The sequence below is a fragment of the Pseudomonas sp. G11 genome (genome assembly GCF_029457515.1).
GTDB lineage: Bacteria > Pseudomonadota > Gammaproteobacteria > Pseudomonadales > Pseudomonadaceae > Aquipseudomonas > Aquipseudomonas gorinensis.
This window is the reverse complement of record NZ_CP120377.1, coordinates 2,331,997-2,356,076: the sequence shown is the minus strand read 5'-3', so window position 1 is coordinate 2,356,076 and position 24,080 is coordinate 2,331,997. Positions and strand designations below refer to the sequence as shown.

The following is a 24,080-nucleotide window of genomic DNA, read 5'->3' as shown; positions in this document are numbered from 1 at the left end:
GGAGAACGCCATGGAACCGAAACGTCCTTCCATTCCGATGCAGGTCCAGGTGTTCCGCCGTCGCAACGGGCGTCCCCGCTGGCCCTGGGCCTTGGCCGCTGCATTGGTCGCATTGCTGTTGATCTGGCTCGTCCCCCGGTCGCCCGATGAATCCTCAGCGCCGTCGCCCTCGCCGGTCAGCATGACGCAGACGCCGGGGTCACCCTGGCAGATGGGCAACCCAGAGGGCCGCTTCACGCTGACGCTCTATGCCGACCTGGAATGTCCGTTCTGCCGGGAGTATTTCCCGCAGCTCAAGCGCTGGGTCGGCAACAACACCGACGTGGCCCTGCAATGGCACCACCAGCCGCTGGCCGCACACGAGCCCGCCGCGTCGGCCGAGGCGCGTCTGGCCGAGTGCGCCGCCGAAGGTGGCGGGCATGCGGCGTTCTGGCAGGCGATCGAATGGGTCTATGCCCACACGCGCAGCGACGGCCAGGGCTTGCCCGATGGCCTGCGCTACCCCGCATCGACGCCGGCCGTCGAGCGGTGCCTGGCGAGCGAGCGGCCAGATGTGCTTATTCGCGCCCAGGCCGCTGAAGCCACCAAGAGCGGTGTGACCGCCACGCCGTCGCTGCGGCTGCTCGATCGCCAGACGGGTCAGACCATCCTGCTGCAGGGGCCGATCGAGGGCGATGCCTTGCTGTCGGCCATTGACATGCTGGCGACCGGGAACTCGGCCAGCGACACGGCGGCCGCACCCACCATCCCCACATCCGAAATGCCTGCCGACGTTGTCGGCGACATGCCCAGGTAGCCCTCGGTCTTGGAGGCTACGGCGCGGCTTGCCGCACTGACCGCTACCCGTTCGCTTCGCATCCTGGCTGCGAACAATCACCGCTGCGCGGTGGTGGATGCACCTTGTTCCGCTGTTTCCATCCCCAGGAGGGCTTGCCCTCCTGGGGTGGCGTCCTCCGTTCACATTCTGGAGGTCCGCCATGTCTCTCGTCGTAAATGACTCCTGCGTGGAGCCACGTTTTGCCCCAGCGTCCCAATCTGATGATTGGATCATCCGGCAGGCCATCGCGCTGCTGGAACAACGTGTTTTCAAGGCCGGGCCGCTTCTTGGCCAGCCACAGGCCGTGAAGGACTATCTGCGTCTGAAACTCGTCGCAGAACCGAACGAAGTGTTCGCCATCGTGTTCATGAACAGCCAGCACCGGGTGTTGGCCTATGAGCCGATGTTCAAGGGCACGCTCGATTCGACTGCAGTTTATCCGCGCGCTGTCGTGCAGCGTGCATTGGAGCTGAATGCCGGCGCGGTGATTTTTTCGCACCAGCATCCCTCGGGATGCACTGAGCCGTCGAGCTCGGATCGCGCTTTGACCGACCGACTGAAGGCTGCGTTGGCGCTCATCGATGTGCGAGTGTTGGACCACATCATCGTCGGCCAAGGCGCTCCATACTCGTTCGCGGAATCCGGTCTGCTGTAGCCCGCTCCTTGATCCACGCGGAGGCTTCGGCCTCCGCTTTTTCATGGGCGCGAGACAAGCAGGTATGCGGGCAGTGCGCGATGCGCATTGTTTGTTGGGGCCGCGTCGGCTTCGCGTTTGACTACTGCTCTGATCAACTTCAAGGGCACGCGACATGCCAGCATCTCTTTCCAGGTTCGCGCCGGGCTGGCGAACCCTCGGCCTGGCCGTGGCGCTGCCGGCAGCCCTGGCCGTTTTCAGCCCGGCCACCTTCGCCGCCGACGTGGTGGTCGTCACCGACAGCCGCCACCCGGTCAAGACCATGGGCGGCGAGCGGCTGATCGAACTGAACGAAGCCCACAGGATTGAAGCGGAGCTTTCCGCGGGACTGCCCACCGACCCCGAACAGGCGACGGCCATCGTCAAGCGCCGGCTGAATGGCGGCGGTGCCGATCTGCAGCGACGCATCGCTTCCGCATACCAAAGCGTTACCGACGCATGGAGTCTCGGCATCACCAGCCTCCCGGCCGTGGTGGTGGACAGGCGCTATGTGGTCTATGGCGAGTCGGATGTGGCTCGCGCTGTCGCGCGCATCGAGCAGCACCGGAGGACCCAGCCGTGACCCGACCATTCGACCTGATGCGCCGTCTGCATGCTGGCGTGGCTTCGTTGCTGCTGCTCAGCGCCACGGGCAGCTACGCCCTCAACACTGCCACCATCGTCGGCTCGGTAGCGTCACCCGACTGCCTCGAATACCGCGTCGTTGGCATCTGCTACTGGCTCTATTGCACCTGGACCGGCTGCACGGTGCGCACGTCCATCAAGGTGCGCCACTACATCCCCGATGCGGTGGTGTCGTCGTACTCGAATACCGGCGAAAACCCCTGGGTCGAGGTCCGGGCAATGAGCACGCCCAACCCGTCCGCCCAAGCGGGCGGCGATGGAACCACGAACGAGGATCACGAAAACAACCTCGCCAAGTTCAAAAACTCGGACGTTATCGGCCACCCCGGCGTCGAGGTGTTCAACCAGTTCGTCTCGTCGTCGGGTTACTTCTGCGAGGGCGCGGGCACGGCGTTCATGCCGTACTTGCTCAGCACCTTGGACACGCTGGCCTGGCGCTACAACGTGCCCGAGATGGCCTACCCGGAAGCGCTGATTCCGGGCCGGCGTGAGGTCGGCGCACGCACCACGATGAACCTGTGGGGCAACGTGTATCCCCGTGGCGGCTTCCTGCACCAGACCGACGACTTCAAGGCCGGCGCAGTGGTGGCCCAGCGTGCAGGCGATGTGGTCACGCGCCGGGGGCAGATCCACGTCTATCAGCCGTTGCTTGCCAACTCCCGCGACGGCTACTGGCCGGCAGGCGCGCTGATGGAGGGCGATGCCTCGACCGGAAAGTGGCAAGAACTCACGCCCGTCCTGTCGTCGTCCTGCACGGTCTTCCCGCGCAGCGGCTTTCTTACCCAGGCGCAGCAAGGCGACTACGCATGGGCGCTGTGGCGGCCGTATGCCTGCTGCGAACGCCGGGGCCAAGTGTTCCTGGGCAGCGTCGATTTTCTCTGAGGTGGTGCCATGAAGTTCCGTCCTGCATTCAATCCGTTCTCCCGCCGGGCACGTCGCACGGAGATCGTCCTGGCGCTGGCCGGCGCCCTCGCGCTGGGCAGCGGCGTGGCCTGGGGTCAACTGGGCTACCAGACCAGCGGCAGTGTCATCGGCGATGACGTCATGTACTCGATCGGTGGCGGCAACGCCGTGTCGATGGGCCGTGCGGCCGGCATGCGCTCTCTCGGTGTCGGCGTGGGTTGGAACAGCAACTTGATCTGCGGCGACATGAGCATCCAGACCACGTTGAAGAACCAACTTAACGGCATCACCAACGGCTTCCAGCAAATCATGTCGTCGGTGATCCAGAGTGCCACCAGTGCGGTGGCATCGTTGCCCGCGCTGATCATCCAGCGGGCCGATCCCGGTTTGTACAACCTGCTCACCAATGGCGTGCTGCAGGCGCGACTCGATTTCGACCGCAGCAAGCTGACGTGCCGTGCCATGGCCGAGAAGATGGCCGAAATGGCGGGCGGCCAGCTCGGCTGGAGCCAGATGGCCGAAGGGCTGGCGCTGCGCGATGCCGTGTCGAGCACGGATGCGGTCTCGGCCATCGAGCAAGCCGAGACGCGCCGCGGCAATGACGGCGTGCCGTGGGTCGGGGGCAGCAACGCGGGCGGCTCCGGCCAGCCCGCGATCAAGGTCGTCGGCGATGTCACCCGCGCCGGCTACAACCTGGTCAACGGCCGCGGCGTGACCGACACCTCATCCATCGCGCCGGCCAGTTGCAGCAGCCTCTCGTGCCAGACCTGGGCCTCTCCGCAGGCCGCCGTCGAGTGGGCCACGCGCGTGCTCGGCGAGAAGGAGCAGCGCACGTGCGATGCCTGCACCAAGACCGAGACGACGCCGGGCGTCGGGCTCACGCCGCTGATCCAGGAGGAGTACGACGCCAAGCTGCAGGCGCTCCAGGACCTGGTGACCAAGGCCAAGAACACGACGCCGGAGAACCTGCGCGAAGCTGGCAGCGCGTCGCTGCCGATCACGCGCGGCGTGATCGAGGCGCTGCGCGACGAGCCCGACCAGCACCTGCTGTCGCAGCGCTTGGCGTCCGAAGTCGCGCTGGCGTCCGTGCTGGAGAAAGCGCTGCTGCTGCAGCGCACGCTGCTCACGGGCAAGAAGGAGCCCAACGTCGCGGCCAACGAGCTTGCCGTTGAGGCGGTGAACCACGAGAGCGACACGCTCGACCGTGAGATTCGCAACCTCAAGACCGAACTGGAGCTGCGGCGCGAGCTGGCGAACAACTCACCCATGGCGATCATCCAGCGCCACGGCGCACGTGCGGCCGGCTCGCGCGGCATCTACGAGGGCGATCCTGTGCCGGACCGTCTCGACCAGCTCCAGAAGGGCAACCCGGGGAGTCGGCCATGAGCCCGGCGCGCATGGCCTGGCGGCCGCTGCGCTGGTTGTTCAGCCGGCGCGCGGCGAAGACGCTGCTGTGGCTGGTGCTGATCGTTGCCGCCGCCGTGGGGGCGAACGTCGCGGGCATCTACCTAGTCGGCAGCGTTGCAGGCTGGGAACGGTGGCTGACGGCCTCCGCAGGGTATTTCTTCATCTGGCGGCTGTGCGTGTACGCGGCAACGGCCTATGGATGGTTCTGGATGCGCCGCCGGGTGCTCGCCCGCGAAGACCAAAGCGGGACAGATGGGCAGGCGCGGCGCCGGCTGATCCGCACCGAGGTCGCCAGCGTCGTCGCCATCGTCGCGCTGGAAACCAGCCTGTTGATGGAGGCCGCTTGAGGGGAGATCGGGACCATGACGCTCTTCACGACCGACTATCTGGAGTACTACCTCACCCTCGTGTCCTGGATCGTCAACAACGGCATCTGGGCGGTGCTGGTGTCCAGCGGGGTATTCGCGCTGCCTTTCGTCGCCATCATCGTGCAGGAGTGGCTGAAGGCCCGTGCGGAAGGTGCCGACGAAGGCAACAAGGGCTTGCTCTCGGCCGTCCGCATCGAGAACCGGGTCTTCGTCGCCATCGTGGTGGTGATGTTCGCGGGCATTCCGTTCATCGACGTGGACCTCAACACCATCCAGTACGACAGCTCGCGCTCGGCCCAGTGCCAGGTCAGCGTGCCACAGCCCACGGATACCGGCTGGTCACAGTCCTTCAGCACCATCAACAACCAGTCCGCGAAGGTGCCGGTCTGGTGGGCCTTCATGCACGCGCTCTCGCGCGCTGTCACGAGCGCCTCGGTGGCGGCGATCCCATGTGGTACGGACCTGCGGCAAATGCGCATGGAGATCGACGCGACCCGCATTGACGACCCGGTGCTGGCCCAGGAAGTGGCGGACTTCTCGCGGGATTGCTATGGGCCTGCGCGGGCCAAACTGTTCATGCAGCGCCCTCAGCTCGATGAGCAGCAGATGCACGACGTGACCTGGATCGGATCGAGGTTCTTCACCGACACCAACGGCTACTACGACACGTACCGTTCCAGCACGCCGCGCGACGACTGGCCCTACGACAGCAACCGCGATGCCGGGCTTGCGCAGGTGGCCAGCGGCGGCGGCTATCCGAACTGTAGGCAGTGGTGGGCCGATGGCAGCAACGGCCTGCGGGCACGCCTGCTGGGACAGGTGGACCCGAGCCTGCTGAATCGCCTGGCGGGCTGGGCCGGGTTCCTGAGCCGGGCCGAGGTGGACGACTCGGTGATCCGCGCCATCGCCTCCCCGCGGCAGCAGAAGTTGAACCAGGGCAGCGTCTATACGGACTACGGCGGCCAGATCGACAAGACCCTGCCGAACATCGTGACGCGCGCCACGGGCGACGTCGGCATGGCAGTCGGCGCGATTGCCGCGTTTCCTGCCATGGACGTCGTGAGACAGGCTCTGCCCATGGTCCTCGCCTTGCTCAAGATGGCGCTGGTCATCTGCATCCCGCTCGTGCTGGTCATCGGCACCTATGACCTGAAAACGGTCGTCACCGTCAGCGTCGTGCAGTTCGCGCTGTTCTTCGTGGACTTCTGGTTCCAGCTCGCCCGCTGGATCGACAGCACCATCCTCGATGCGCTTTACGGCTGGGGCTTCGGGTGGAATCGGCCGCACACCAACTTCGACCCGCTGGTGGGATTGAACAATGCCTTTGGCGACATGCTTCTGATGTTCGTCATGGGCACCATGTTCATCGTCCTGCCTACGTTCTGGATTGGCGCACTCACCTGGGTCGGTGTACGTGCCGGTGCAATCGCCAACACCTTCGCCACTGCCACAAAGGATGCAGGAAGCGCTGGCGGCAAAGGAGCAGGTGCTGTCTCAGGCGGCAAGCTCAAATGATCGAATGACCTTCGGCGTCAGTCGTCTTGGTACATCTCGTGGGAGGTATCGTTGTACAGGTTGGGATCGTAGCCAGGCGTGGCCCGCAGTTCCTCAATGGTTGGGTACTGCAGTTCAAACCCTTCTTCATCGGGATGGTGCTGATTCATAGCCCATCCTGCCACCACCACGCCCAGCAGCACGAGTGCGAACCAGAAAGCAACGTAGAGCAGCACCCCGAGCACAGCCAGCTTGAAGACCCACACAAGTGCGGTAGCACCAGCTCGCGGCACACCCCTGAATACCAGCCAATTCGACGCCCGCCGTTCGCCGCGCGCATAGGCGCGCCATCCGCGGCCAAAGGCGCGGCCGAGGCGTTCTGCGGTGCTGGTGCGGGTCGTCGTGTTCATGGTCGTATCCTGCTGTTAAGGAATGCCTATTCCAGTTTGCTCCACTTCATTCGGTTTGCGGCTTCAATGTGTTTTCTTGCTGCTTCAGGACGCTTCGTCATCCGGCCCCACCGGGCCGGGGTCAGGTTCAACGCCGATGCGGTAGGTGGCAACAAAATGCGGCCAGTCCACGTGGTCCACCAGGTCGATGTCCTCGATGACGCCAACCTTCGCTCCCGCACGCTCGAACAGGGCGATGCTCTTAGCGGGATAGTTGTTGCGCGACGGATAGAGCACCCCGTCGAACAGCGCCTGGCCGTCATCTGCGAGCATCGCATGCACCTGGGCGGACACCTGCTGCGTGTGCGTGTAGTCGCGGCTGGCCAACTGCTCTAGGTTCAGGCCGAAGTAGCCCGCCATGACGCCCGGCGTCGTGATATCGGCCAGAAGCACGTCGTCCATCACGCCTACTGCGCGCACCATCCGGGCTTGGACTTCTTTCAGCGCGATCGAGCGTTGCGTGTCCGCAAGCCACTGGTGCTTGTGAAACACCGACTCCATCAGCGCCGTGGGCAGGTCGCGCCCCAGGTAGAGCACGCCGTAGGCCCCCGCCGGGTCATCGTAGCGATTCGTGCTGCTGCGGCCATAGTACAGCGGGCTGCCCCGATAGACGACGCGGCTCACATGCTGGAGCAGTTCACCGTCATCGATCAGGAACGAAGGCAGCTCGTGGCTCATGGCGATCTCGCTTCAATGCACCTGGACGCCCAGCACGTTGAACACGGCCTCGGCCACGTCATCGATCGTGCCATGCGTCACCGCATCCACCGGCGAGCGACCGCCCAAGCCTTCGAGCGGCTCGGACAGCGCGCTGTAGATCGTCCAGTGGTCGATGCCCTCGACCTCCTGGAGCACGGTTTGGGTCAACTGCTGCTTCACCGGGTCGAGCTGCCAGTCGGGCAGCTTCTGGCCGCGCGGCCCCACGTTCAGCGCCAGTAGCCGACGGGCGAGGATGTCCTTGTAGATTTGCTGGCGCGACTTGTCCGCCAGCTTGGCGAACTCGGCAGGCGGCAGGTTGTCCGGCTGATTGAAGGCTTCCAGCAGCACGGCGCGGCCTCTCTGGACGTCGGTTTCAGTCGGTGCCCAGCGCGTGTCGGAGCGCAACGCGGCCGCCTTGCGCTGCAAGGCCTGCGCCACCGTTTCACCTTCCAGGTTAGCGGGCAGCGTCACAGCCTCCACGCGCTCGTGGATGAACGCCTGCAACTCGGCCGCGAAAGCCGGGGCATCCCGGATTTCGACGGTATCGGCGAAGCGTCGCACATCCTCCACCGTGACGCGCGGCAGCCGGTCGGCAATGAATTCGATCGCAGTGGGCATGGTCAACTCCCAGGTAGGTTTGAGACAAGACTCACTCTAGTCGCCTTTGTCGCCTTTGTCAACTTGATCGCCTGAGTGGGAGCCCACCTGGCGGTGTAGCGTCCCGGCAGCATAGGCCGGGGCCAGCGCCAATTCGCCGTCCAATCCATTCGTGCGGGTTCCGCATTGACGCTGGAGCCGCAACTCAGGCCCAGCTATACCGAAACGGTGAAAGGCCAAAGGGTCGAAACGGCAAGGGAATGGGATGCAAGGGGAAAGGCCCTATCCCGAAAAGGCAAAAAGGCCTCCCGCCCGGCCCGCTATCAGGACATCGACATGCTCTCCCTGTTCCAGCGGAAACGGCCTCCGGTCGCTGCCGCGACGTCTCCAGCCCCCGCCATCGACCTCCCGAAAGGGTTGATGCGGCCGGAGTCGGCCGCATCGCTGCTGGCCACCCCGCGCCGGCAGAAGCTGCTGGAACACATCTGGCAGCGCACCTCGCTCTCGCGCCGGCAGTTCGCCACCCTGTACCGCGCGCCACTGGAGCGATACGCCGAGCTGGTCCAGGTCTTCCCGGCCTCCGAAGCGCACCACCACGCCTACCCGGGCGGTATGCTCGATCACGGCCTCGAAATCGTCGCCTACAGCCTGAAGCTGCGGCAGTCCCATTTGCTGCCCATCGGGGCCAGCCCCGAAGACCAAGCGGCGCAGGCCGAAGCCTGGACTGCGGCCGTCGCCTATGCCGCACTGCTTCATGACATCGGCAAGGTTGCCGTCGATCTGCACGTCGAGCTGGCCGACGGGAGCACCTGGCACCCATGGCACGGCCCGCTGCGCCAACCGTACCGCTTCCGCTACCGCGACGACCGCGAGTACCGGCTCCATAGCGCCGCGACAGGCTTGCTCTACCGGCAACTGCTCGACCGCGATCTGCTGGACTGGCTCAGTGGCTATCCTTCCCTGTGGGCGCCGCTACTCTACGTTCTGGCCGGGCAGTACGAGCACGCCGGGGTACTGGGCGAGCTGGTCGTGCAGGCTGACCGCGCCTCCGTCGCTCAGGAATTGGGCGGCGATCCCGCGCGTGCCATGGCCGCGCCCAAGCACTCGCTCCAACGCAAGCTGGTCAACGGGCTGCGCTACCTGCTCAAGGAAGAGCTGAAACTGAACCAGCCCGAAGCCTCCGATGGCTGGCTCACCGAGGACGCGCTGTGGCTGGTGAGCAAGACAGTCTCGGACAAGCTGCGCGCGCACCTGCTGTCCCAGGGGGTCGATGGCATCCCCGCGAACAACACGGCCGTGTTCAACGTGCTACAGGATCATGCCATGTTGCAGCCCACCGCCTCCGGCAAGGCCATCTGGCGCGCAACTATTACCAGTGAGAGTGGCTGGTCCCATGCCTTCACGCTCCTGCGCCTGGCCCCGGCGCTGATCTGGGAGCCCTCGGAGCGACCCAGCCCATTTGCGGGAACCGTGACCGTGGACAACGCCGGCGAGGCCGAGGACGGGCCGCGCCCGTCCGCGCACGACGCTGCACTGCGACCCGGAACAGCGGCGGCAACAGAGAAGGAGCCTGCAGCAAGCAGCCATCCAGATCAGTCGGGCGGGAGTCGCGCCATACCTCCCAGCCCGCAGCGCAATCCGGCCGACCCGCTGGAAAGCATGCTGGCGATGTTCGAGGCAACGCCTGAGCCGGAGCAGTCCGTCGAAGCCCCGCCAGAGGGTGCCGACGATGCAGCGGCGCCGCTCGACCATCCCGCATCGGCCCCTGGTCCTTCGGCGCCGACCGCCGCGCCTGCCGCGCACGATTCCGCCTCATTTACCGGGCGGCCATCGGGCGAGCATTTCATGGCCTGGCTGAAACAGGCCGTCCAGACCCGCAAGCTCATCATCAATGACGCCAAGGCCCTGGTACATACCGTGTCCGACACGGTTTACCTGATCAGCCCTGGTATTTTCCAGCGCTACGCACAAGAGCATCCAAACATTGGGCCGCTTGCAAAGGACGCGGCCCTGCAGAACTGGCAGTGGGTGCAGAAGCGCTTTGAAAAACTCGGACTCCACAGGAAACAGCCATCGGGTCTGAACATCAGGACGTGCGAGGTCATGGGGCCTCGCAAAACGCGCCAGGTGCATGGATATTTGCTCGAAGATCCATCGCACATATTCGATGCCGTTCCACCGAACAATCCTTATCTGTCGCTCAAATAGCCGACTAAGGGGGAAGTGCCACACGTTCTGTTTGAGCGGGTGGCAGGCTTCAGTCGATCCGAAGAGGCTCGAACGACTTGACGAGTTGGTCCACCACCTTGACCTGCCGCAGCAGCGGTTCGAGCGCGTCCAGTGGCAGAGCGCTGGGTCCGTCACAGCGTGCATGCGCCGGGTCGGCGTGTGCTTCGAGGAACAAACCGCCGATGCCGACCGCCATGCCGGCCCGCGCGAGTTCGGGCAACTGTTGGCGACGCCCACCCGAAGCCAACGCATCCGCTTCTCGCCGCTGCAGGCTATGGGTGACGTCGAACACCAGTGGCAGGCCACCGCTGGCAAGGCTCATTTCGCGGAAGCCCAGCATGTCCACGACGAGATTGTCGTAGCCGAACTGCGTGCCACGCTCGCACAACAGGACGCGCGGGTTGCCAGCCTCGTGCAGTTTGTGGACGACATGCCTGATCTGGCCCGGGCTCAGGAACTGCGGCTTCTTGACATTCACTACCCGACCGGTGCGAGCAATGGCGACCACCAGATCGGTCTGCCGGGCCAGGAAGGCCGGAACTTGCAGTACATCGGCAATGGCTGCGACCTGCACGGCCTGCTCAACCTCATGCACGTCGGTCAAGACTGGGCATCCGAACCGCGACTTGACCGCATCGAGGACCCGCAACCCTTCGTCCAGGCCGACACCTCGGAAAGAATGGATCGACGAGCGATTGGCCTTGTCGAATGACGCCTTGAAAACGAAGGGTATTTCCAGCTTGCGCGTCACCTCCACGAAGTGCTCGGCCGCAGCCAGGGTCGTATCGAGATCCTCGATGACGTTGATGCCGCCGAACAGCACGAACGGCAGGTCGTTGGCGACTGTGATGCCCTCCGAAATGGCGACGTGCAGGGAGGTGGCTGATGATATCGATCGCATAAAACTTCCTCTCGTGATGTCAACGACCGCAGGTGAAAGCTCCGAGCGTCGTCGGCGAAGAATGCCCCACGGTCTTGGACTTTGCGTGCAGACGCGTCCGCAACAGCGCTTACAGGGTCTGGGGTCCGCACCGGCGACTCCGCCTGTGACCACGGTCTTCCTTCAGCGGTTCACTGAAGACCGAGCGCCTTCATCAGCCTCGGCTTCTGGCTCGCGAAGGTGCCATAGAACACGTCGTCGCCGACGATCGTGATCGGGGCCACACGCACGCCGGTTCGTGACTTAGCCTCCGCGGAAATCTTCGGGTCGGTCAGGTCGCGCTCTTCAAACGCGATGCCCTGCTGGGACAGCCACGCCTTCAGCGCCCGGCAGTCCGGGCACGTCGGAGTGCTGTAGATGAGGATGTACGGGGTGTTGGCCTGGGGCATAGTCGCACCTTCACTTGCCCCGAGCGGCTAGCCAGCTCTTCATCATGGCAATCTCGCCTTCCTGCGCGGTTATGACTTCCTGGGCCAGCTTGCTGACCTCTGGATCTTTGCCGTATTGAAGCGCCACCTTGGCCATGTCGATCGCGCCCTGGTGGTGTGGGATCATGCCGCGCATGAAATCCACATCTGCGTCGCCGCTGAAGTCGATCATCATGTCCGCATGCATGCGGTCGTTGCCGGCACGATAGGCGGCCGTCGAGGCATCGCCCGAGCTGCCGGTCGTCGCCTGCTGGCCGTTGTCGCCCAGCCACTTTTTCATCATGGCGATCTCGTCTTCCTGCGCGGTGATGACGTCCTGGGCGAGCTTGCGAACCTCCGGGTCCTTGCCGTACTGCAGCGCCACCTTGGCCATGTCGATCGCGCCCTGGTGATGCGGGATCATGCCGCGCATGAAATCGCCGTCGGCGTTGCCAGTGAACTGCGCTCCCATTCCCGCGTGCATCTCATTGGTCACGGCACGATAGGCAATGGTGGAGGGGCTATTGATCGCGGACATGCTGGAAGGTATGTCATGCCCATGTCCGCCGCTGGCACTGGTCGGCGGTTCAATTTTGCCGGAGGACTCCAGGCCGCTTTGGACGACTGTCAAACCTCCAGCAACCAGCACGGCGCCAGCAATGAACATGAGACTGAGCTTGTTTAGATTCATGAAAATTCTCCTTGGACCTTGATGATGTGGTCACTGTATTGCTTCCAATGGTTGGAAGGTCAATATGGCGGACTCACATGTGCCCGGATGCAACACTAGGACAAGTAACCATTTTCCAATTGCGAATAGATCTCAATATAAGGTAGGATGTTAGGATGTAAATCAACTGAAAGGAATAGACCATGTCGCAACAGCAACAGCCAAAAGTTCACGACGCCAGCGACTTCCCTATAGTCCGATTCGAAGGCTCCAGCATCTACGAAGGCTACGGCGCCCCCTGGTGCGCGGAGATGGATGAGTTCCTCGCTCGCGGCAAGCCCTTTGTCCTCATCTACGTCGCAGGCGGGCCGGACGAGGCACACGACGATCGCGTCATGCGCGGTGCTTGGCTGAAAAGCCACAAGGAGATGCTGGACGGCATCTTGCTGGCGCTCATACATGTAGAACCCGAACCGACCAAGCGAGCGCAGTTGGAGGAAATGCTGCCGATGCTCGTAAAGGCCTTTGGCACGCCGCAAGCCGCGCGCGCCAGCCGTGACGAGGCAGAGAGTCTGGGCCGGCACGTTCTCGCCGGTGGTCGCATGAACGATTCGGTATGAGCGGCCCGCGCCATGAAAAAGTCAGAACATAAATCGCGTGCTACAAGCACGAATTACGTGGGTCGCAAGGTCATCGGCCCGTTCAGTCTCGCGCTGGTGCTGGCCGCGCCAGGGGCAGATGCACAAGGGCTGGGTGACCCGGGAAAGGGCGAGGTGCCTGAGGCTGTAACGCTCCCAGCGGTAACGGTCACCGGGGAAACCTCCTCGGAGACCACCGAAGGTTCAAATTCCTACACCACACCACGCACGTCTGCCGCCACGCGACTGCCACTTGCCATCAGGGACACGCCCCAGGCTGTAACTGTCATAACCCGGCAGCACATGGAGGATCAGCAGCTCAACACAATTCAGGATGCCTTAGCACAGTCAACAGGCGTCGGCTCTCGCACCTTGGGCAGCGAGCAAGTGACTTTCCATGCAAGGGGCTTTTCTATTGATAGCTTCCAATACGACGGTATCCCGACCGGCTTCGTCAATGGCGCAAGCTTTCTAGACACGGCCTTCTATGACCGCATCGAAATCGTGCGCGGCGCCACGGGCTTGCTCACGGGCGCAGGCAACCCGTCTGCATCGATCAACCTGGTGAGAAAGAGGCCGACGCGCGAGTTCCAAGCAAATGCCTCGGTGAGCGCAGGATCATGGGACAACTATCGCAGCATGCTAGATGTCTCCACTCCGATGACCGAGGATGGCCGTGTTCGCGCCAGAATCGTGGGCGTCACTCAAGATCGGCATTCATATCAAGATCGATACCAGCAGAAGAAGAACGCCTTCTTTGGTTTAGTCGAGGTCGATCTCACTCCCGATACCGTGCTGAGCATGGGCTATGACTATCAGGACATCAAGCCCAAAGGCGTCACCTGGGGCGGCGTGCCGCTTTGGTTTAGCGATGGATCAAACACAAATTGGTCGCGCTCGAAATCCATGGCGCCTGATTGGGCCCGCTGGGACAACCGGTTAGAAAACGCGTTCATTGGTATCGAACACGGATTCGAAAATGGCTGGAAACTGAACGCGACCATTACCAATCAGCGGTCGAAGTCCAATGCTCGACTCCTCTCGCCACTCGGTTATCCAGACCGAGACACTGGCTTGGGGATGATCCCGCTGGCGATCTCTGATTCAACTCCGTCCAGGCAGAACAGCTTCGATACAATGGTCAGTGGTCCATTCGAGTTACTTGGCCGCAAGCATGAACTGGTCCTAGGGGTTCTGGCGTCTCGTCGAACGGAGGATGAATACAACAGTGGATTTGTTTATCCTTTAACGCCTATGCCGAGTATTTTCGGCTATGACGGCCAGTATCCTGAACCAAATTTCGCAGCGAACGGTTTCACCAGCACGCATACCACTATCGAACAAAGCGGCGTCTATGGCGCCGTGCGCCTTTCCCTAACGGATTCCCTGAAAGCTATTCTAGGCGGGCGATTCAACAACTATAAACTCGACGAATTCGACGGCATCACATCTACGCATTACAAAAAGACTGCCAAGTTCACCCCATATGCAGGTGTCGTGTACGACATCAACGACACTTACTCAGCCTATGCGAGTTACACGGAAATTTTCAATCCGCAGTCGTCTTACCGGAATGTCAACAACCAGGTGCTCCCGCCAACCAATGGGAAAAACACCGAAGTCGGGTTGAAGGGTGAATATTTAGACGGGCGCCTGAATGCTTCGATCGCCTTGTTTGAAACGCGGCTCGATAACTTGGCGCAGGCGGAAAACTACGCACTACCAAATGGTACGTGGGCGTATCACACCGTGAATGGGACAAAGTCGAGAGGTGTCGAATTCGACCTCCAGGGGGAACTGGCCGATGACTGGAACATCTATGGGGGCGTTGCCCACTTCAATTCCACTGACGCTACGGGCGAGCGGCTAAGTGCGTACCTTCCGCGCACAACTGCGCGTCTATTCACCACCTATCGGCTTCCCGGCGATTGGTCTAAGTTGACCGTTGGCGGGGGGGTGACGTGGCAAAGCGGCACTTACCAGAGCGCAACAAACCCGCAAGGTGCCAGCGTCAATGTGGAACAGAAATCTTACGCACTAGCCATCCCTGATGGCCAAGTATCGGGCAACACGCAACATAGACCTGATGCTGACCGTCAACAACCTAACCGATCGGCGCTACACGCTTATGAGCGGGTTCTACAACCAAGTCGTCTATGGCGCGCCGCGCAACTTTATGCTGACGCTGAGCTACAAGCTCTGACTGCACGATCTATCCCTCGCTATCCATCGTCGGGCGACAAGATAGCCTGACGATGGAGCGAGAAATGTGCAAGCTGCAGTGAATCCTATCGCCCGATAGAAGTCTCGTGATGCTGCTTCCTGCCCCACGACAAGCTGGATGTGGTCTTCCGGATCGTTCTGAACAAAACTGCTTAAAGGCGCGACTAACCTGAGCACCCGGCGTGTCGACGGCGAAGGATCGGCAAGGCTCCGTATTGGGGTGAAACGGGGGCAGTTCGCCTTACGCCGAACGATGATTCAGCGCGGTGACCAGCGGTGCCATGACATTACGCACAGCCTCTGCGGCTCCGTCTGGGTCTTGGCATTCGATCGCATCGACGATCGCCTCATGGACATCCAGGCCAGGCTCAGGCAAGTCTTCATCCTCCAGTACGGCCAAAGTGTTCATTCGAACGGAGTTCGAAAAGTAGCGGTACAACTCGGACAGCGCATTATTGCCGCATACCCGCGCAATGGCACAGTGAAAGGCCGTGTCGGCGTCCACGAACAAGGCGCGCGATTCATGATCGCTTTGCTCCCCGCGCGCCTTCAGGAGACGGCGCAACATCGCCAAGTCCGCCTTGGAGCGGTTGATAGCTGCCAGCCGCGCGGATTCGATTTCGAGCATGCAGCGTAGCGCAAGGTGCTCGCGCAGGCTCGAACGGCCAATACGACGCACGACCTCGACAGGATCGACATTGGTGCGCACATAGGTGCCATCTCCTTGCCGAACTTCAAGCACCTGCCCATGCGACAGCACGCGAATAGCTTCCCGCACGGTGTTGCGAGCTACGTTCAACATGTCAGCCAGTTCCTGCTCTTTCGGAATCTTCTCACCCACCGGCCAGACGCCATTCTCGATCTGACGGCGGATCAGCTCAATCGTCGTGTCGACCAGGGAGCGCCTCGGCGCGTGCGGAAGTGTGGTGCCATCAGTCATCGCGATTCGGTAATACTCAAAAGATAGGATCATCCAACATGGATTCACCCAATAATAGCGCATTCGCATCTGGTGATGCATCTAACCGCATAGGTGGAGCTTCAACAGCGCAGAGGGGCGTTGGAGGGGGGCTGTATGCCGCTGAACTCCAAGGCCGCAACTCCAACTCGTTCATGAGCCGCCCAGGCACTCCGGCAGCAGCATGACCTGCTGCCTGTCTTGACTCTCGATGTATCTGGGCATGTTGACCTCTGCGTTCAATACGTCCGCAAACTTTACCGGACGTATCTTCAAGTTGACAAGGGGTTTCCACACGGCCTCCGGCGACCGCAAACATTCGAATGCCTCGGCTGTGAAAGCCGCCCCCAAACGCAGCGCTACACGTGTGGCGATCTCGCCATGCCCCCCTTCCTAGGCTGTCACTTCCCTTCCTATACATAGGATGTTAGTATGTTTAAATAGCAATAGTTGCAATCATTCATATTGCTCAACGACTCCTAACGATTGGCTTGCCTGAGCCTCGAGCCCACGGATCTAAATATCAATGAACATGTTGCTTCTGAAAGGTCGGAGCTATGCGCAACATGCGCTCACGGCGCTGACTTCTGTGAACGTGCTTACGCCGGGTTGGGCCTATGTATTCCGCTCCGCGGCTGCGGTCGCGCTGACTTATGCCGTGGCCTATTCGCTCCAACTAGACCGCGCCTATTCAGCGGCGAACTCGGTCATGCTCGTCGCCAGCGCAAGTCAAGGTGCCACGCTCGGCAAGGGCGCGTCGCGCCTGGCCGGAACGATCATTGGCGGGATTGCCGCTATCGTTCTGCTGGGTCTGACCATTCAGGCGCCGGCACTCTTTCTGATCGGCTATGGCCTGTGGCTGGGCATGTGCAGCGCTGCGGCGACCGTATCGCGCCACTTCCGCTCGACCACCTTTGCGGTCCTTGGCTACACCGTTGGGTTCGCGGCTTATGAGGTACTGGAAAATCCCGCACATGCCTTCAACGGTGTGGCAACCCGTATAGCGACTGTTGCAGTCGGTGTCGTCTGTCTTGGCGTGGTCAGCGCCCTGTTCTCACGCCGTGCAACACGTGAGAAGCTGGAGTCGGCCATCGCTTTGCAATTGGGGAAAGTGGGTCGGCTCATCCTTGCGCGGACTCGTAATGGCGGCGAACCTGCCTCCCAAGCCACACCCGAGCAGATCGCCGCACTGTTTGCCATTGACGACCTCCTCGAAGTCAGCCGCGCGGAGTCACCGGAGGTCGCCGTTCGTGCCGTTGCCGTCAGGGATGGCCTGGCCGCACTCTTTGGCGCACTCCTAGGAGCGACGGAGTCCTCCATACGACTGGATATGGAAGACCACACCCAGCGCGCGGCAGCGGGCCAAACTGTCGAGTTGCTAGCCCAAGCCATCGAGCTGGTCGAGAGTGGCGAAGAAAGCCAACTTAAAGAGGCCCTTAAAAAAGTGGCTCAGCTTCGTCGAAGGCTAAACCGGATGGTGGACGAGACCGAGTCGCAAGGAGGAAGTTCCACCGCACTCATCAAACTGGACCGTCTGATAGAAGTGATCAGCGACTGGGAGGCTGCACTCATCGGGTTGGTCCAACTGCACAGCCCGCGTGCGCACCGTACTGCCAGCTTTCGCTTTCATCGGGACTGGCATAGCGCGATCAAAAACGGAATCCGCGCACTGATCTTCATCACTCTCGTCGGCGAACTGGGTTTGCTGACGGGCTGGCGCAATTGGCAAACTGCGATCTTGCTGCTTGCTCCTTACGGCATTCTCATGGCGATGACAGGCAACCCGGTTGCAGGCGCAGTGTCCTTCGTCAAAGGTACGGCGGCAGCCATAGCGCCTGCCTTCTTATGCGGATTTTTCCTGCTACCACATGTGCAGGGCTTTCCGTTGATGATCGCTGTGATGCTGCCATTCTGGATCGCTGGCTTCTACGCAATCACGAAACCAAACTATGCGTTTGCCGGAATGGGATACCTGGTCGCCTTCAACACGCTGATTGGAGAGAAAAACCTGATGAGTTACGACATGTCAGCGTTCTTCAATTACGCGCTTGGCTGGATGATCGCAGTTATCGCAACCGTCTATGTCCTAAAACTGATCCTACCGCACGATCCGCGCAGAAATGCCGGCCGCTTAAGCAATGCGATTCGCAACGATGTCCGCCAGTTGATCAGTAGCGGATACAGCGGGCCGCGGCTAGTGTGGGAACACCTGCAGCACCATCGATTGGCCGGGATTGTGGCGAACCTAAAAGGAGATAAAGATTACGCCTCTACGCTGCTGAGCAAGTGTGTTGGTGTGCTGCATTTAGGTCGGTCCTCGGCGAGGCTGCACCTAACGCTGCAGGATACTGAGGTGCCCGCCTCGGTGCGACAACAAGCGTCCGAGGCGTTGAACGAGGCCGGGAATCCCACGCAAGGGACGGGCAAGCGTCTGGCCGTTATCAGTGAAGTCGTCCACGCTTCTGCAGATACCCACCAGACGAATCGAAGGGCTATCCATCGTATTTCCGCCTGCATCCGAGATATGGGTGGGTTAGTCGAACTTCACGGCGACTGGTTCGCCACCAACGATAGAAACTCGCAATGTTAAGTGAATTTTCAGTCGCGGGCATTTACATGCCTCCGCTGCTCTTCTACATCGTCGTAGCGTGGCTGCTATTTCTCGGAATCCGCCCGGTGCTGGCGAGGACAGGCGTGATACGGCTTTTTTGGCATCCGGCATTGTTTGAGTTCTCCCTACTCGTATCGATCATCACAGCCTTCGTCCTTTTATTCTGATTCCGAGTCTTCTATGAAAATGACATTAAAACCTCTATTCAGGATTTCTCTCACGCTTCTGGCAGTCGCTGGAATGGCATGGCTGATCTCGGTGCTATGGCGCGAGTATGTAGTTTCCCCTTGGACGCGCGACGGGCGCGTGAGTGCCGAAGTTGTACAGATTGCCCCGGAAGTTTCCGGCACCGTTGTCGAAGTCGCGATCAAGGACAACCAGCATGTGAACCGGGGAGACGTGCTCTACCGGCTTGACACTGAGGATCTCGAACTTGAAGTTATGGAGAAGAAGGCTGAGCTTGAGCAGCATGAAGCCGACCTCGCAATTAAGATGAATCTTGCTAAACGGCGCAATACGCTCGGTGGCGACATCATCGCCAACGAAAGAATCGATCAAGCCAACGGTGACGTGCGTGCAGTGCGGGCGGCAGTGGATCGTGTACGAGCTGAGCTGGCCAAAGCCGAGCTAGATGTCAGGCGAGCGACGGTCGTGGCACCCGTTGACGGCTATATCACAAATCTCCACCTACGCACTGGCGACTATGCGACCAAGGGTACCAGCAAGGTCGCGATCCTAGATCCGGACAGTTTCTGGATTACCGGATATTTCGAGGAAACCAAGCTCAGGCATATCGCTCCCGGAGACCAAGCGCAAATTCGTCTCATGGGCTTCGATTCACTGATCCAAGGTCACGTTTCCAGTATTGGTCGCGGCGTGGCGGACACCAACGACTACTCCGATCAGCATGGCCTGCCGAGCGTCAGTCCAGTCTTCACCTGGATTCGACTGGCCCAACGCATCCCGGTGCGTGTGCATATCGACAAGGTGCCTCCCGACGTGAGGCTTGCTGCCGGCATGACGTGCAGTGTTGCCGTGGGCACGTCAATCCCCAAGGGGCGTCTGCTCGCTTGGGCTCAACAGGTCCTGTGAGGTTGCCATGCGAATTCCAATTACAGCTGCCATCGTCCTCGCATTGTTATCCGGTTGTGCAGTTCCTCACGCCGTTCGCTACGAAAAGCCGGTACCACTCGTGCCGAACGCTTGGGCCGAGCAGGAGAAAATGCAGCATGCCTCCGACAATGTGGCCGAGCTTCAGACGTGGTGGAAAGCCTTCAACGACCCTCTACTCAATCGTCTCGTTGACCGCGCGCTTGCAAACAATCTTGACCTCAAAATCGCCTCGCAGCGCCTGCTGGCAGCGCGCGCCGAGCGCGATGCCATTTCTGCGGATCGTGGGCCGAAGTTAGGCATTGCAGCGAGTACCTTGGATCAACGCAGTAGTCCACTCGTTGATTGGCCTAGAGGAATTGGCGTGTCTAACGCCCAAACAGTCGAGTTTGAGGCAAGTTGGGAGCCTGATCTGTTCGGGCGAATCAAGCAGTCTATTGAGGCGGCTGATGCTACCGCAGGAAGCATTGAGGAGGATCGGCGGGCCATTCTCACGAGCCTGCTGGCCGAAATTGCGTCAAACTACATCGAGCTGCGTTCGGAGCAACAGCGCTTGGCGATCGCTGAACGCAATGTCGCACGTACTAAGGCCACCTACGACACGAATGTGCGTCTTCGCAGTGCAGGGATCGTTGACGCATCTAGTCTCACGCAGGCACACGCGGAATGGCAGGCCGCGGTCGCGCAGTTGCCGATCTGGCATGCCAGGGTGAGCAAACATTCTCACGCAATTGCCGTTCTCGTCGGCGGATTTCCCGGCGATTGGCAAGTCGAGTTGGCGCAATCCACCTCTCCGGTTCCCGCCCCCCCAGCGTTGCCTGTGTCCATTCCCTCCCAGGTTCTACGGGATCGACCCGACATTCGGGCAGCGGAACGAAAACTTGCCGCGGCAACAGCCAAAGCCAATGTCGCCGTTGCCGATCTCTTTCCCCGCTTCCGGATCCCACTGACACTGGGAACAGCGGCGAGCGGTTACGGTTCACTTTTTTCAGCCGGGAGCCTGATCTGGAGCGTGACGCTGGCAGGCTCGGAAACTTTGTTTGACTCAGGGCAACGCGAGGCGCGCATTCGTGCCGCGAAGGCAACCACGGAAGGCCAAAGGCTGGACTACCAGCGAAAGGTCCAGATCGCTTTCCGCGATGTCGAAGATGCGTTGACCCAAACCCATCAGGAAGGTGTTCGCGAGGAGTCCTTGATGAGGGCACAGGAAGACAGCCAACTGACCTACGATCGCGCCTTGAGAGAACGCAAGGTTGGAACGATTGATTACCTAACGTTGCTAACCGCCGAACGGTCGCTTTATTTGGCTGAAGACCAGTTGATCGAAAGTAAGGCCAAGAAAGCGCTCAACATGGTCAGCCTAGCCAAGGCATTAGGTGGGGGGTGGCAAACGGCTTATCCAGAAACCCCTTCCGAAACCGCGCAATCCACCAAGCAGAGCACAATCAATTAGCCCAAGTCTCGAGCCAATTACCGACACAGGGATACACCATCTCACCAACGCTATTAACCGACATTATTCACCGAAGTACATATAGAAATCCGTTGTCCCGTTACAGCAACTCGGAGTCAATCACAGCATAACCTTATTAGCTTAATGGCAGAGAAATTACCTACCGATTTTTTTGAATCGGGCTTCATTTCAACAGACTTTAGAAAATCTCGGCTATGAAACACATGCAGCACACTTGGGCATCCCATTCATTTCAATCGTCAAAGGGCCTGCGCCATCGCTCAGTGCAGGCGTTGGGAGCCATGTTTCTTATCCTGGCCCCGTTCGCCTATAGCGCCACCTCGCAGGAAGCACAAGAGCCAGAGAATGTGAAAGTGGTTCGACAATACCTTGAAGCTTGGAATAGCGGGAAAACCAATGATATGAAAAAAGTTCTCGACTCCAACGTCGTCTATTTCAATACTAGTAATGAAGTACCCCGCACCGGGCCGGAATCCATCACCGAAGTCTCGCAGTTTCTGAAGCAAATTTTGCCTGATCGAAAAATGAAAATCCGCTCGCAACCGATTTCATCCGACGATGGCGTAGCGATTGAATGGGAATTCACCGCCACCAAGAGAAACAGTGGCGAGACGTCACCCTCCAGCACGAATATCAGTTATTTCGGTGCGAGTTTTTTCCGCGTTTTGAACGGAAAAATTGTCTACGCAAGCGATTACTACAACCACAACACCATGCAGAAGCAGCTTCAGCCGTAGCACAAGTCGGACCCGTGCATTCGGCGTTCCATGAATAGCTGACCTCGCCGAGCAGTCGCGCATCACCCGCTTGACGTTACAACGATGGCAAGCCCCATAGTGCCATCAGTGGCTTATTAGTCGCAGGGAGCGCAACTAGCCACGTCGGAATACTCAGTGTTACGCATGCGTTATCTCAACACTCGAATAGGGGAGCGCATGCCGACCAACAAACACGCGCATTCTCAATGGATTAAGGATTCCGAATGAAGCTACCGACTACAAAACAAGAACTCCTAGATAAGGTTCGCACCAGCCACCGAAAGCTGGAGGTGGTAACCGCCACGGTCCCCGCGGACCACTACAGGCACATCGCCATGATCTGGCAAGAACAGCGCCGTCACACCAGCGCTGCAATGATCCTGGTGGACGTCATCGTCTGGAACACGATGATCCTGCAGTTCGCGCATGATCGGACGCCTGGACCTTCGGCGTCCTTTTACTCGCCGAGTGCGATGGCGCAGCGGGCCGAGCGTCTTTCTGCCGGCTTCCAGCGCCGTTTCGCGGGCAGAGACCTTCGCGAGCTGGAAGCCATGCTCACGGAGGGACAGGACCGGGTGCTCGACTGCGTGGCGCACCATTCGAACGCCTCGCTTTTCGATCCCGCGTTGAGCCCGATGAAGACCCTCGGGCGCAAGATCCAGTTCTTCACCTCCACCGCCTACGACGACGCGCTGTCGAGGCTGCGCCAGTGGAAGCAGGTGCTGTAGCGGCCGAGGCGACCCACTGCGCGGAGCGCCTCTTGCACCGCTCCGATCAGACCGGAGCTGGCAGCGCCGGCTTTCGCGCGGCCTGCCACAGCAGCGGCACCAGGATCAGCGCCAGGGCCGGGAAGATCATCCAGTTGACCGCCTGCCAGCCCGAGCTGTGCAGGATCGATCCCGCGAGGAACGACACGGCCGCCGTGGCGGCGAAGACGAAGAAATCGTTCATGCCCTGCGCCTTGCTGCGCTCGGCCGGGGTGTGGCAATCGGTGACCATCGCCGTCGCGCCGATGAAGCTGAAGTTCCAGCCGATGCCCAGCAGCGCCAGCGAGCCCCAGAAGTGGGACAGGCCGAGCCCGCCCAGGGCCACCACCCCGGAGGCGGCGAGCAGCACCATGCCGACGGCGGTCACGCGCTCCTTGCCGTAGCGCACCATCAGTCGTCCTGTGAAAAAGCTCGGCCCGAACATCGCCAGCAGGTGCCACTGTATTCCTAGGGCGGCGTTGTCCACCGAATGCCCGTGGTTGACCATCGCCACCGGCGCGGCCGTCATCACGAACGCCATCACCCCATAGGACACCACGCCCGCAGCCACGGCCAGCAGATAGCGCGGCATCGCCAAGAGCTGCAGCACCGTCCGACCGCTATCGGCGACTGCTTCGGCCTGGGTCTGGCTCGGCGTGCGCAGCATCAGCAGGATCGGCAAGGCGATCAGCGGCAGCAGCGCCTGGCTGAGGAAGCTGCCAACGTAGGGCGTGCCCGCTACCGCATCGCGCGTGAAGATCACCAACTGCGGCCCGATGATGGCGCCCGCGAGACCGCCCACCATGACCCAGGAAATGGCCTTGGCCTTAAGCGCGTCCTCGGCGGTGTCGGCGGCTGCGAAGCGGTAGCTCTGCACATACGCGCCGTAGAAGCCCGCCAGGAAGGTGCCGGCGCAGAAGATCCAGAACGAGGCCAGCATGATGCCCAACGCGGCGATCAGGCCCGAGGCCACGCCGAAGCCGACCCCCACCACGTATCCGTTGCGGCGGCCATGGTGCCGCATGATGAAGGCGGCAGGCAAGGTGCCGATGGCAAGACCCAGGCCGAACAGACTCACGGGCAAGGTGATCCAGGCCGAATTCTTGGCAAGCTGCTGGCCGACCAGCCCACCCAGCGACATCACGATGGGCGCGCTGGCGCCGCCGAGCGCCTGCGCGGCGGTGAGAACGCCGATGTTTCGGCGCGTGATGCTCTGGTCGGTCATGGGCGTCTTTCTTATTCGTTTGTCTGGCCGGAAATATTA

General features: G+C 61.1%; 23 protein-coding genes. 15 read left to right on the top strand and 8 right to left on the bottom strand.

Going from position 1 to position 24,080, the window contains the following annotated elements; all coding sequences use genetic code 11:
• The first annotated feature begins 10 nt into the window (after nt 1–10).
• The 7 genes from P2T68_RS10840 to P2T68_RS10810 all read left to right on the top strand — a co-directional run bounded on the left by P2T68_RS10840 (nt 11) and on the right by P2T68_RS10810 (nt 6,328).
• Entirely contained in the window at nt 11–796 is a 786-nt protein-coding gene (locus P2T68_RS10840) for a thioredoxin domain-containing protein (protein ID WP_017640436.1), read from the top strand.
• 181 nt (nt 797–977) lie between these two features.
• Nucleotides 978–1,472 carry a DNA repair protein RadC gene (gene radC / locus P2T68_RS10835; protein ID WP_017640437.1) on the top strand — a complete coding sequence of 165 codons (495 nt, stop codon included), beginning with the start codon at nt 978–980 and terminating at the stop codon, nt 1,470–1,472.
• Between the two features lie 154 nt (nt 1,473–1,626).
• Complete coding sequence (locus tag P2T68_RS10830) at nt 1,627–2,073, top strand: TIGR03757 family integrating conjugative element protein (RefSeq protein ID WP_026083770.1); 447 nt, start codon at nt 1,627–1,629, stop codon at nt 2,071–2,073.
• Nucleotides 2,070–3,017 (top strand): TIGR03756 family integrating conjugative element protein, encoded by a 948-nt coding sequence (locus P2T68_RS10825; protein WP_017640439.1) that lies wholly within the window; start codon nt 2,070–2,072, stop codon nt 3,015–3,017. The genes P2T68_RS10830 and P2T68_RS10825 overlap by 4 nt, the downstream gene beginning before the upstream one ends.
• Before the next feature lie 9 nt (nt 3,018–3,026).
• Nucleotides 3,027–4,424 carry an integrating conjugative element protein gene (locus P2T68_RS10820; protein ID WP_039016603.1) on the top strand — a complete coding sequence of 466 codons (1,398 nt, stop codon included), beginning with the start codon at nt 3,027–3,029 and terminating at the stop codon, nt 4,422–4,424.
• Complete coding sequence (locus tag P2T68_RS10815) at nt 4,421–4,792, top strand: hypothetical protein (protein ID WP_047219619.1); 372 nt, start codon at nt 4,421–4,423, stop codon at nt 4,790–4,792. The genes P2T68_RS10820 and P2T68_RS10815 overlap by 4 nt, the downstream gene beginning before the upstream one ends.
• A gap of 15 nt (nt 4,793–4,807) precedes the next feature.
• Nucleotides 4,808–6,328: a conjugal transfer protein TraG N-terminal domain-containing protein gene (locus P2T68_RS10810; RefSeq protein ID WP_047219618.1), complete on the top strand. Its 1,521-nt coding sequence runs from the start codon at nt 4,808–4,810 to the stop codon at nt 6,326–6,328.
• 17 nt (nt 6,329–6,345) lie between these two features.
• On the opposite strand, the gene P2T68_RS10805 is transcribed toward P2T68_RS10810, so the two are convergent.
• From P2T68_RS10805 to P2T68_RS10795, 3 genes are all read right to left on the bottom strand, one after another.
• Nucleotides 6,346–6,717 (bottom strand): DUF3742 family protein, encoded by a 372-nt coding sequence (locus tag P2T68_RS10805; RefSeq protein WP_058130706.1) that lies wholly within the window; start codon nt 6,715–6,717, stop codon nt 6,346–6,348.
• Nucleotides 6,718–6,801: 84 nt separating this feature from the next.
• Complete coding sequence (locus tag P2T68_RS10800) at nt 6,802–7,434, bottom strand: RES family NAD+ phosphorylase (RefSeq protein WP_058130708.1); 633 nt, start codon at nt 7,432–7,434, stop codon at nt 6,802–6,804.
• Between the two features lie 12 nt (nt 7,435–7,446).
• Complete coding sequence (locus P2T68_RS10795; RefSeq protein WP_047219624.1) at nt 7,447–8,073, bottom strand: hypothetical protein; 627 nt, start codon at nt 8,071–8,073, stop codon at nt 7,447–7,449.
• A 315-nt stretch (nt 8,074–8,388) separates the two neighbouring features.
• Between P2T68_RS10795 and mobH the strand changes: the two genes are divergently transcribed.
• Nucleotides 8,389–10,260 (top strand): MobH family relaxase, encoded by a 1,872-nt coding sequence (mobH, locus tag P2T68_RS10790; protein WP_058143964.1) that lies wholly within the window; start codon nt 8,389–8,391, stop codon nt 10,258–10,260.
• Nucleotides 10,261–10,309: 49 nt separating this feature from the next.
• On the opposite strand, the gene kdsA is transcribed toward mobH, so the two are convergent.
• The 3 genes from kdsA to P2T68_RS10775 form a co-directional block, all read right to left on the bottom strand.
• On the bottom strand, nt 10,310–11,182 hold the full coding sequence (gene kdsA / locus P2T68_RS10785) for a 3-deoxy-8-phosphooctulonate synthase (protein WP_058143963.1): 873 nt from the start codon (nt 11,180–11,182) through the stop codon (nt 10,310–10,312).
• 170 nt (nt 11,183–11,352) lie between these two features.
• The gene (locus P2T68_RS10780; protein ID WP_058143962.1) at nt 11,353–11,610 is read right to left on the bottom strand and encodes a glutaredoxin family protein; all 258 of its coding nucleotides are present in this window, start codon (nt 11,608–11,610) and stop codon (nt 11,353–11,355) included.
• A 10-nt stretch (nt 11,611–11,620) separates the two neighbouring features.
• On the bottom strand, nt 11,621–12,319 hold the full coding sequence (locus tag P2T68_RS10775; protein ID WP_058143961.1) for a DUF305 domain-containing protein: 699 nt from the start codon (nt 12,317–12,319) through the stop codon (nt 11,621–11,623).
• A 182-nt stretch (nt 12,320–12,501) separates the two neighbouring features.
• Here P2T68_RS10775 and P2T68_RS10770 point away from each other — a divergent pair, with 182 nt between their 5' ends.
• Together P2T68_RS10770 and P2T68_RS10765 are read left to right on the top strand one after the other, a co-directional pair.
• Nucleotides 12,502–12,918, top strand: a complete 417-nt coding sequence (locus P2T68_RS10770; RefSeq protein WP_058143960.1) for a hypothetical protein — start codon at nt 12,502–12,504, stop codon at nt 12,916–12,918.
• Nucleotides 12,919–12,930: 12 nt separating this feature from the next.
• Complete coding sequence (locus tag P2T68_RS10765; RefSeq protein ID WP_323540057.1) at nt 12,931–15,189, top strand: TonB-dependent siderophore receptor; 2,259 nt, start codon at nt 12,931–12,933, stop codon at nt 15,187–15,189.
• A gap of 211 nt (nt 15,190–15,400) precedes the next feature.
• Here P2T68_RS10765 and P2T68_RS10755 read toward each other — a convergent pair whose 3' ends face one another.
• Complete coding sequence (locus P2T68_RS10755; protein ID WP_058143991.1) at nt 15,401–16,099, bottom strand: FadR/GntR family transcriptional regulator; 699 nt, start codon at nt 16,097–16,099, stop codon at nt 15,401–15,403.
• 544 nt (nt 16,100–16,643) lie between these two features.
• Here P2T68_RS10755 and P2T68_RS10750 point away from each other — a divergent pair.
• The 5 genes from P2T68_RS10750 to P2T68_RS10730 all read left to right on the top strand — a co-directional run bounded on the left by P2T68_RS10750 (nt 16,644) and on the right by P2T68_RS10730 (nt 22,798).
• On the top strand, nt 16,644–18,707 hold the full coding sequence (locus P2T68_RS10750) for an FUSC family protein (RefSeq protein WP_058143959.1): 2,064 nt from the start codon (nt 16,644–16,646) through the stop codon (nt 18,705–18,707).
• 201 nt (nt 18,708–18,908) lie between these two features.
• Nucleotides 18,909–19,820, top strand: a complete 912-nt coding sequence (locus P2T68_RS10745; RefSeq protein ID WP_058143957.1) for an HlyD family secretion protein — start codon at nt 18,909–18,911, stop codon at nt 19,818–19,820.
• A 7-nt stretch (nt 19,821–19,827) separates the two neighbouring features.
• Nucleotides 19,828–21,291, top strand: coding sequence for an efflux transporter outer membrane subunit (locus P2T68_RS10740; RefSeq protein ID WP_063893102.1), 1,464 nt, complete (start codon nt 19,828–19,830; stop codon nt 21,289–21,291).
• Nucleotides 21,292–21,506: 215 nt separating this feature from the next.
• Nucleotides 21,507–22,049 carry an ester cyclase gene (locus P2T68_RS10735; protein ID WP_058143955.1) on the top strand — a complete coding sequence of 181 codons (543 nt, stop codon included), beginning with the start codon at nt 21,507–21,509 and terminating at the stop codon, nt 22,047–22,049.
• Between the two features lie 245 nt (nt 22,050–22,294).
• The gene (locus tag P2T68_RS10730; RefSeq protein WP_058143954.1) at nt 22,295–22,798 is read left to right on the top strand and encodes a ClbS/DfsB family four-helix bundle protein; all 504 of its coding nucleotides are present in this window, start codon (nt 22,295–22,297) and stop codon (nt 22,796–22,798) included.
• 46 nt (nt 22,799–22,844) lie between these two features.
• Here the strand turns inward: P2T68_RS10730 and P2T68_RS10725 are convergent, their stop codons facing one another.
• On the bottom strand, nt 22,845–24,041 hold the full coding sequence (locus tag P2T68_RS10725) for an MFS transporter (RefSeq protein WP_021204989.1): 1,197 nt from the start codon (nt 24,039–24,041) through the stop codon (nt 22,845–22,847).
• Between the last annotated feature and the right edge of the window lie 39 nt (nt 24,042–24,080).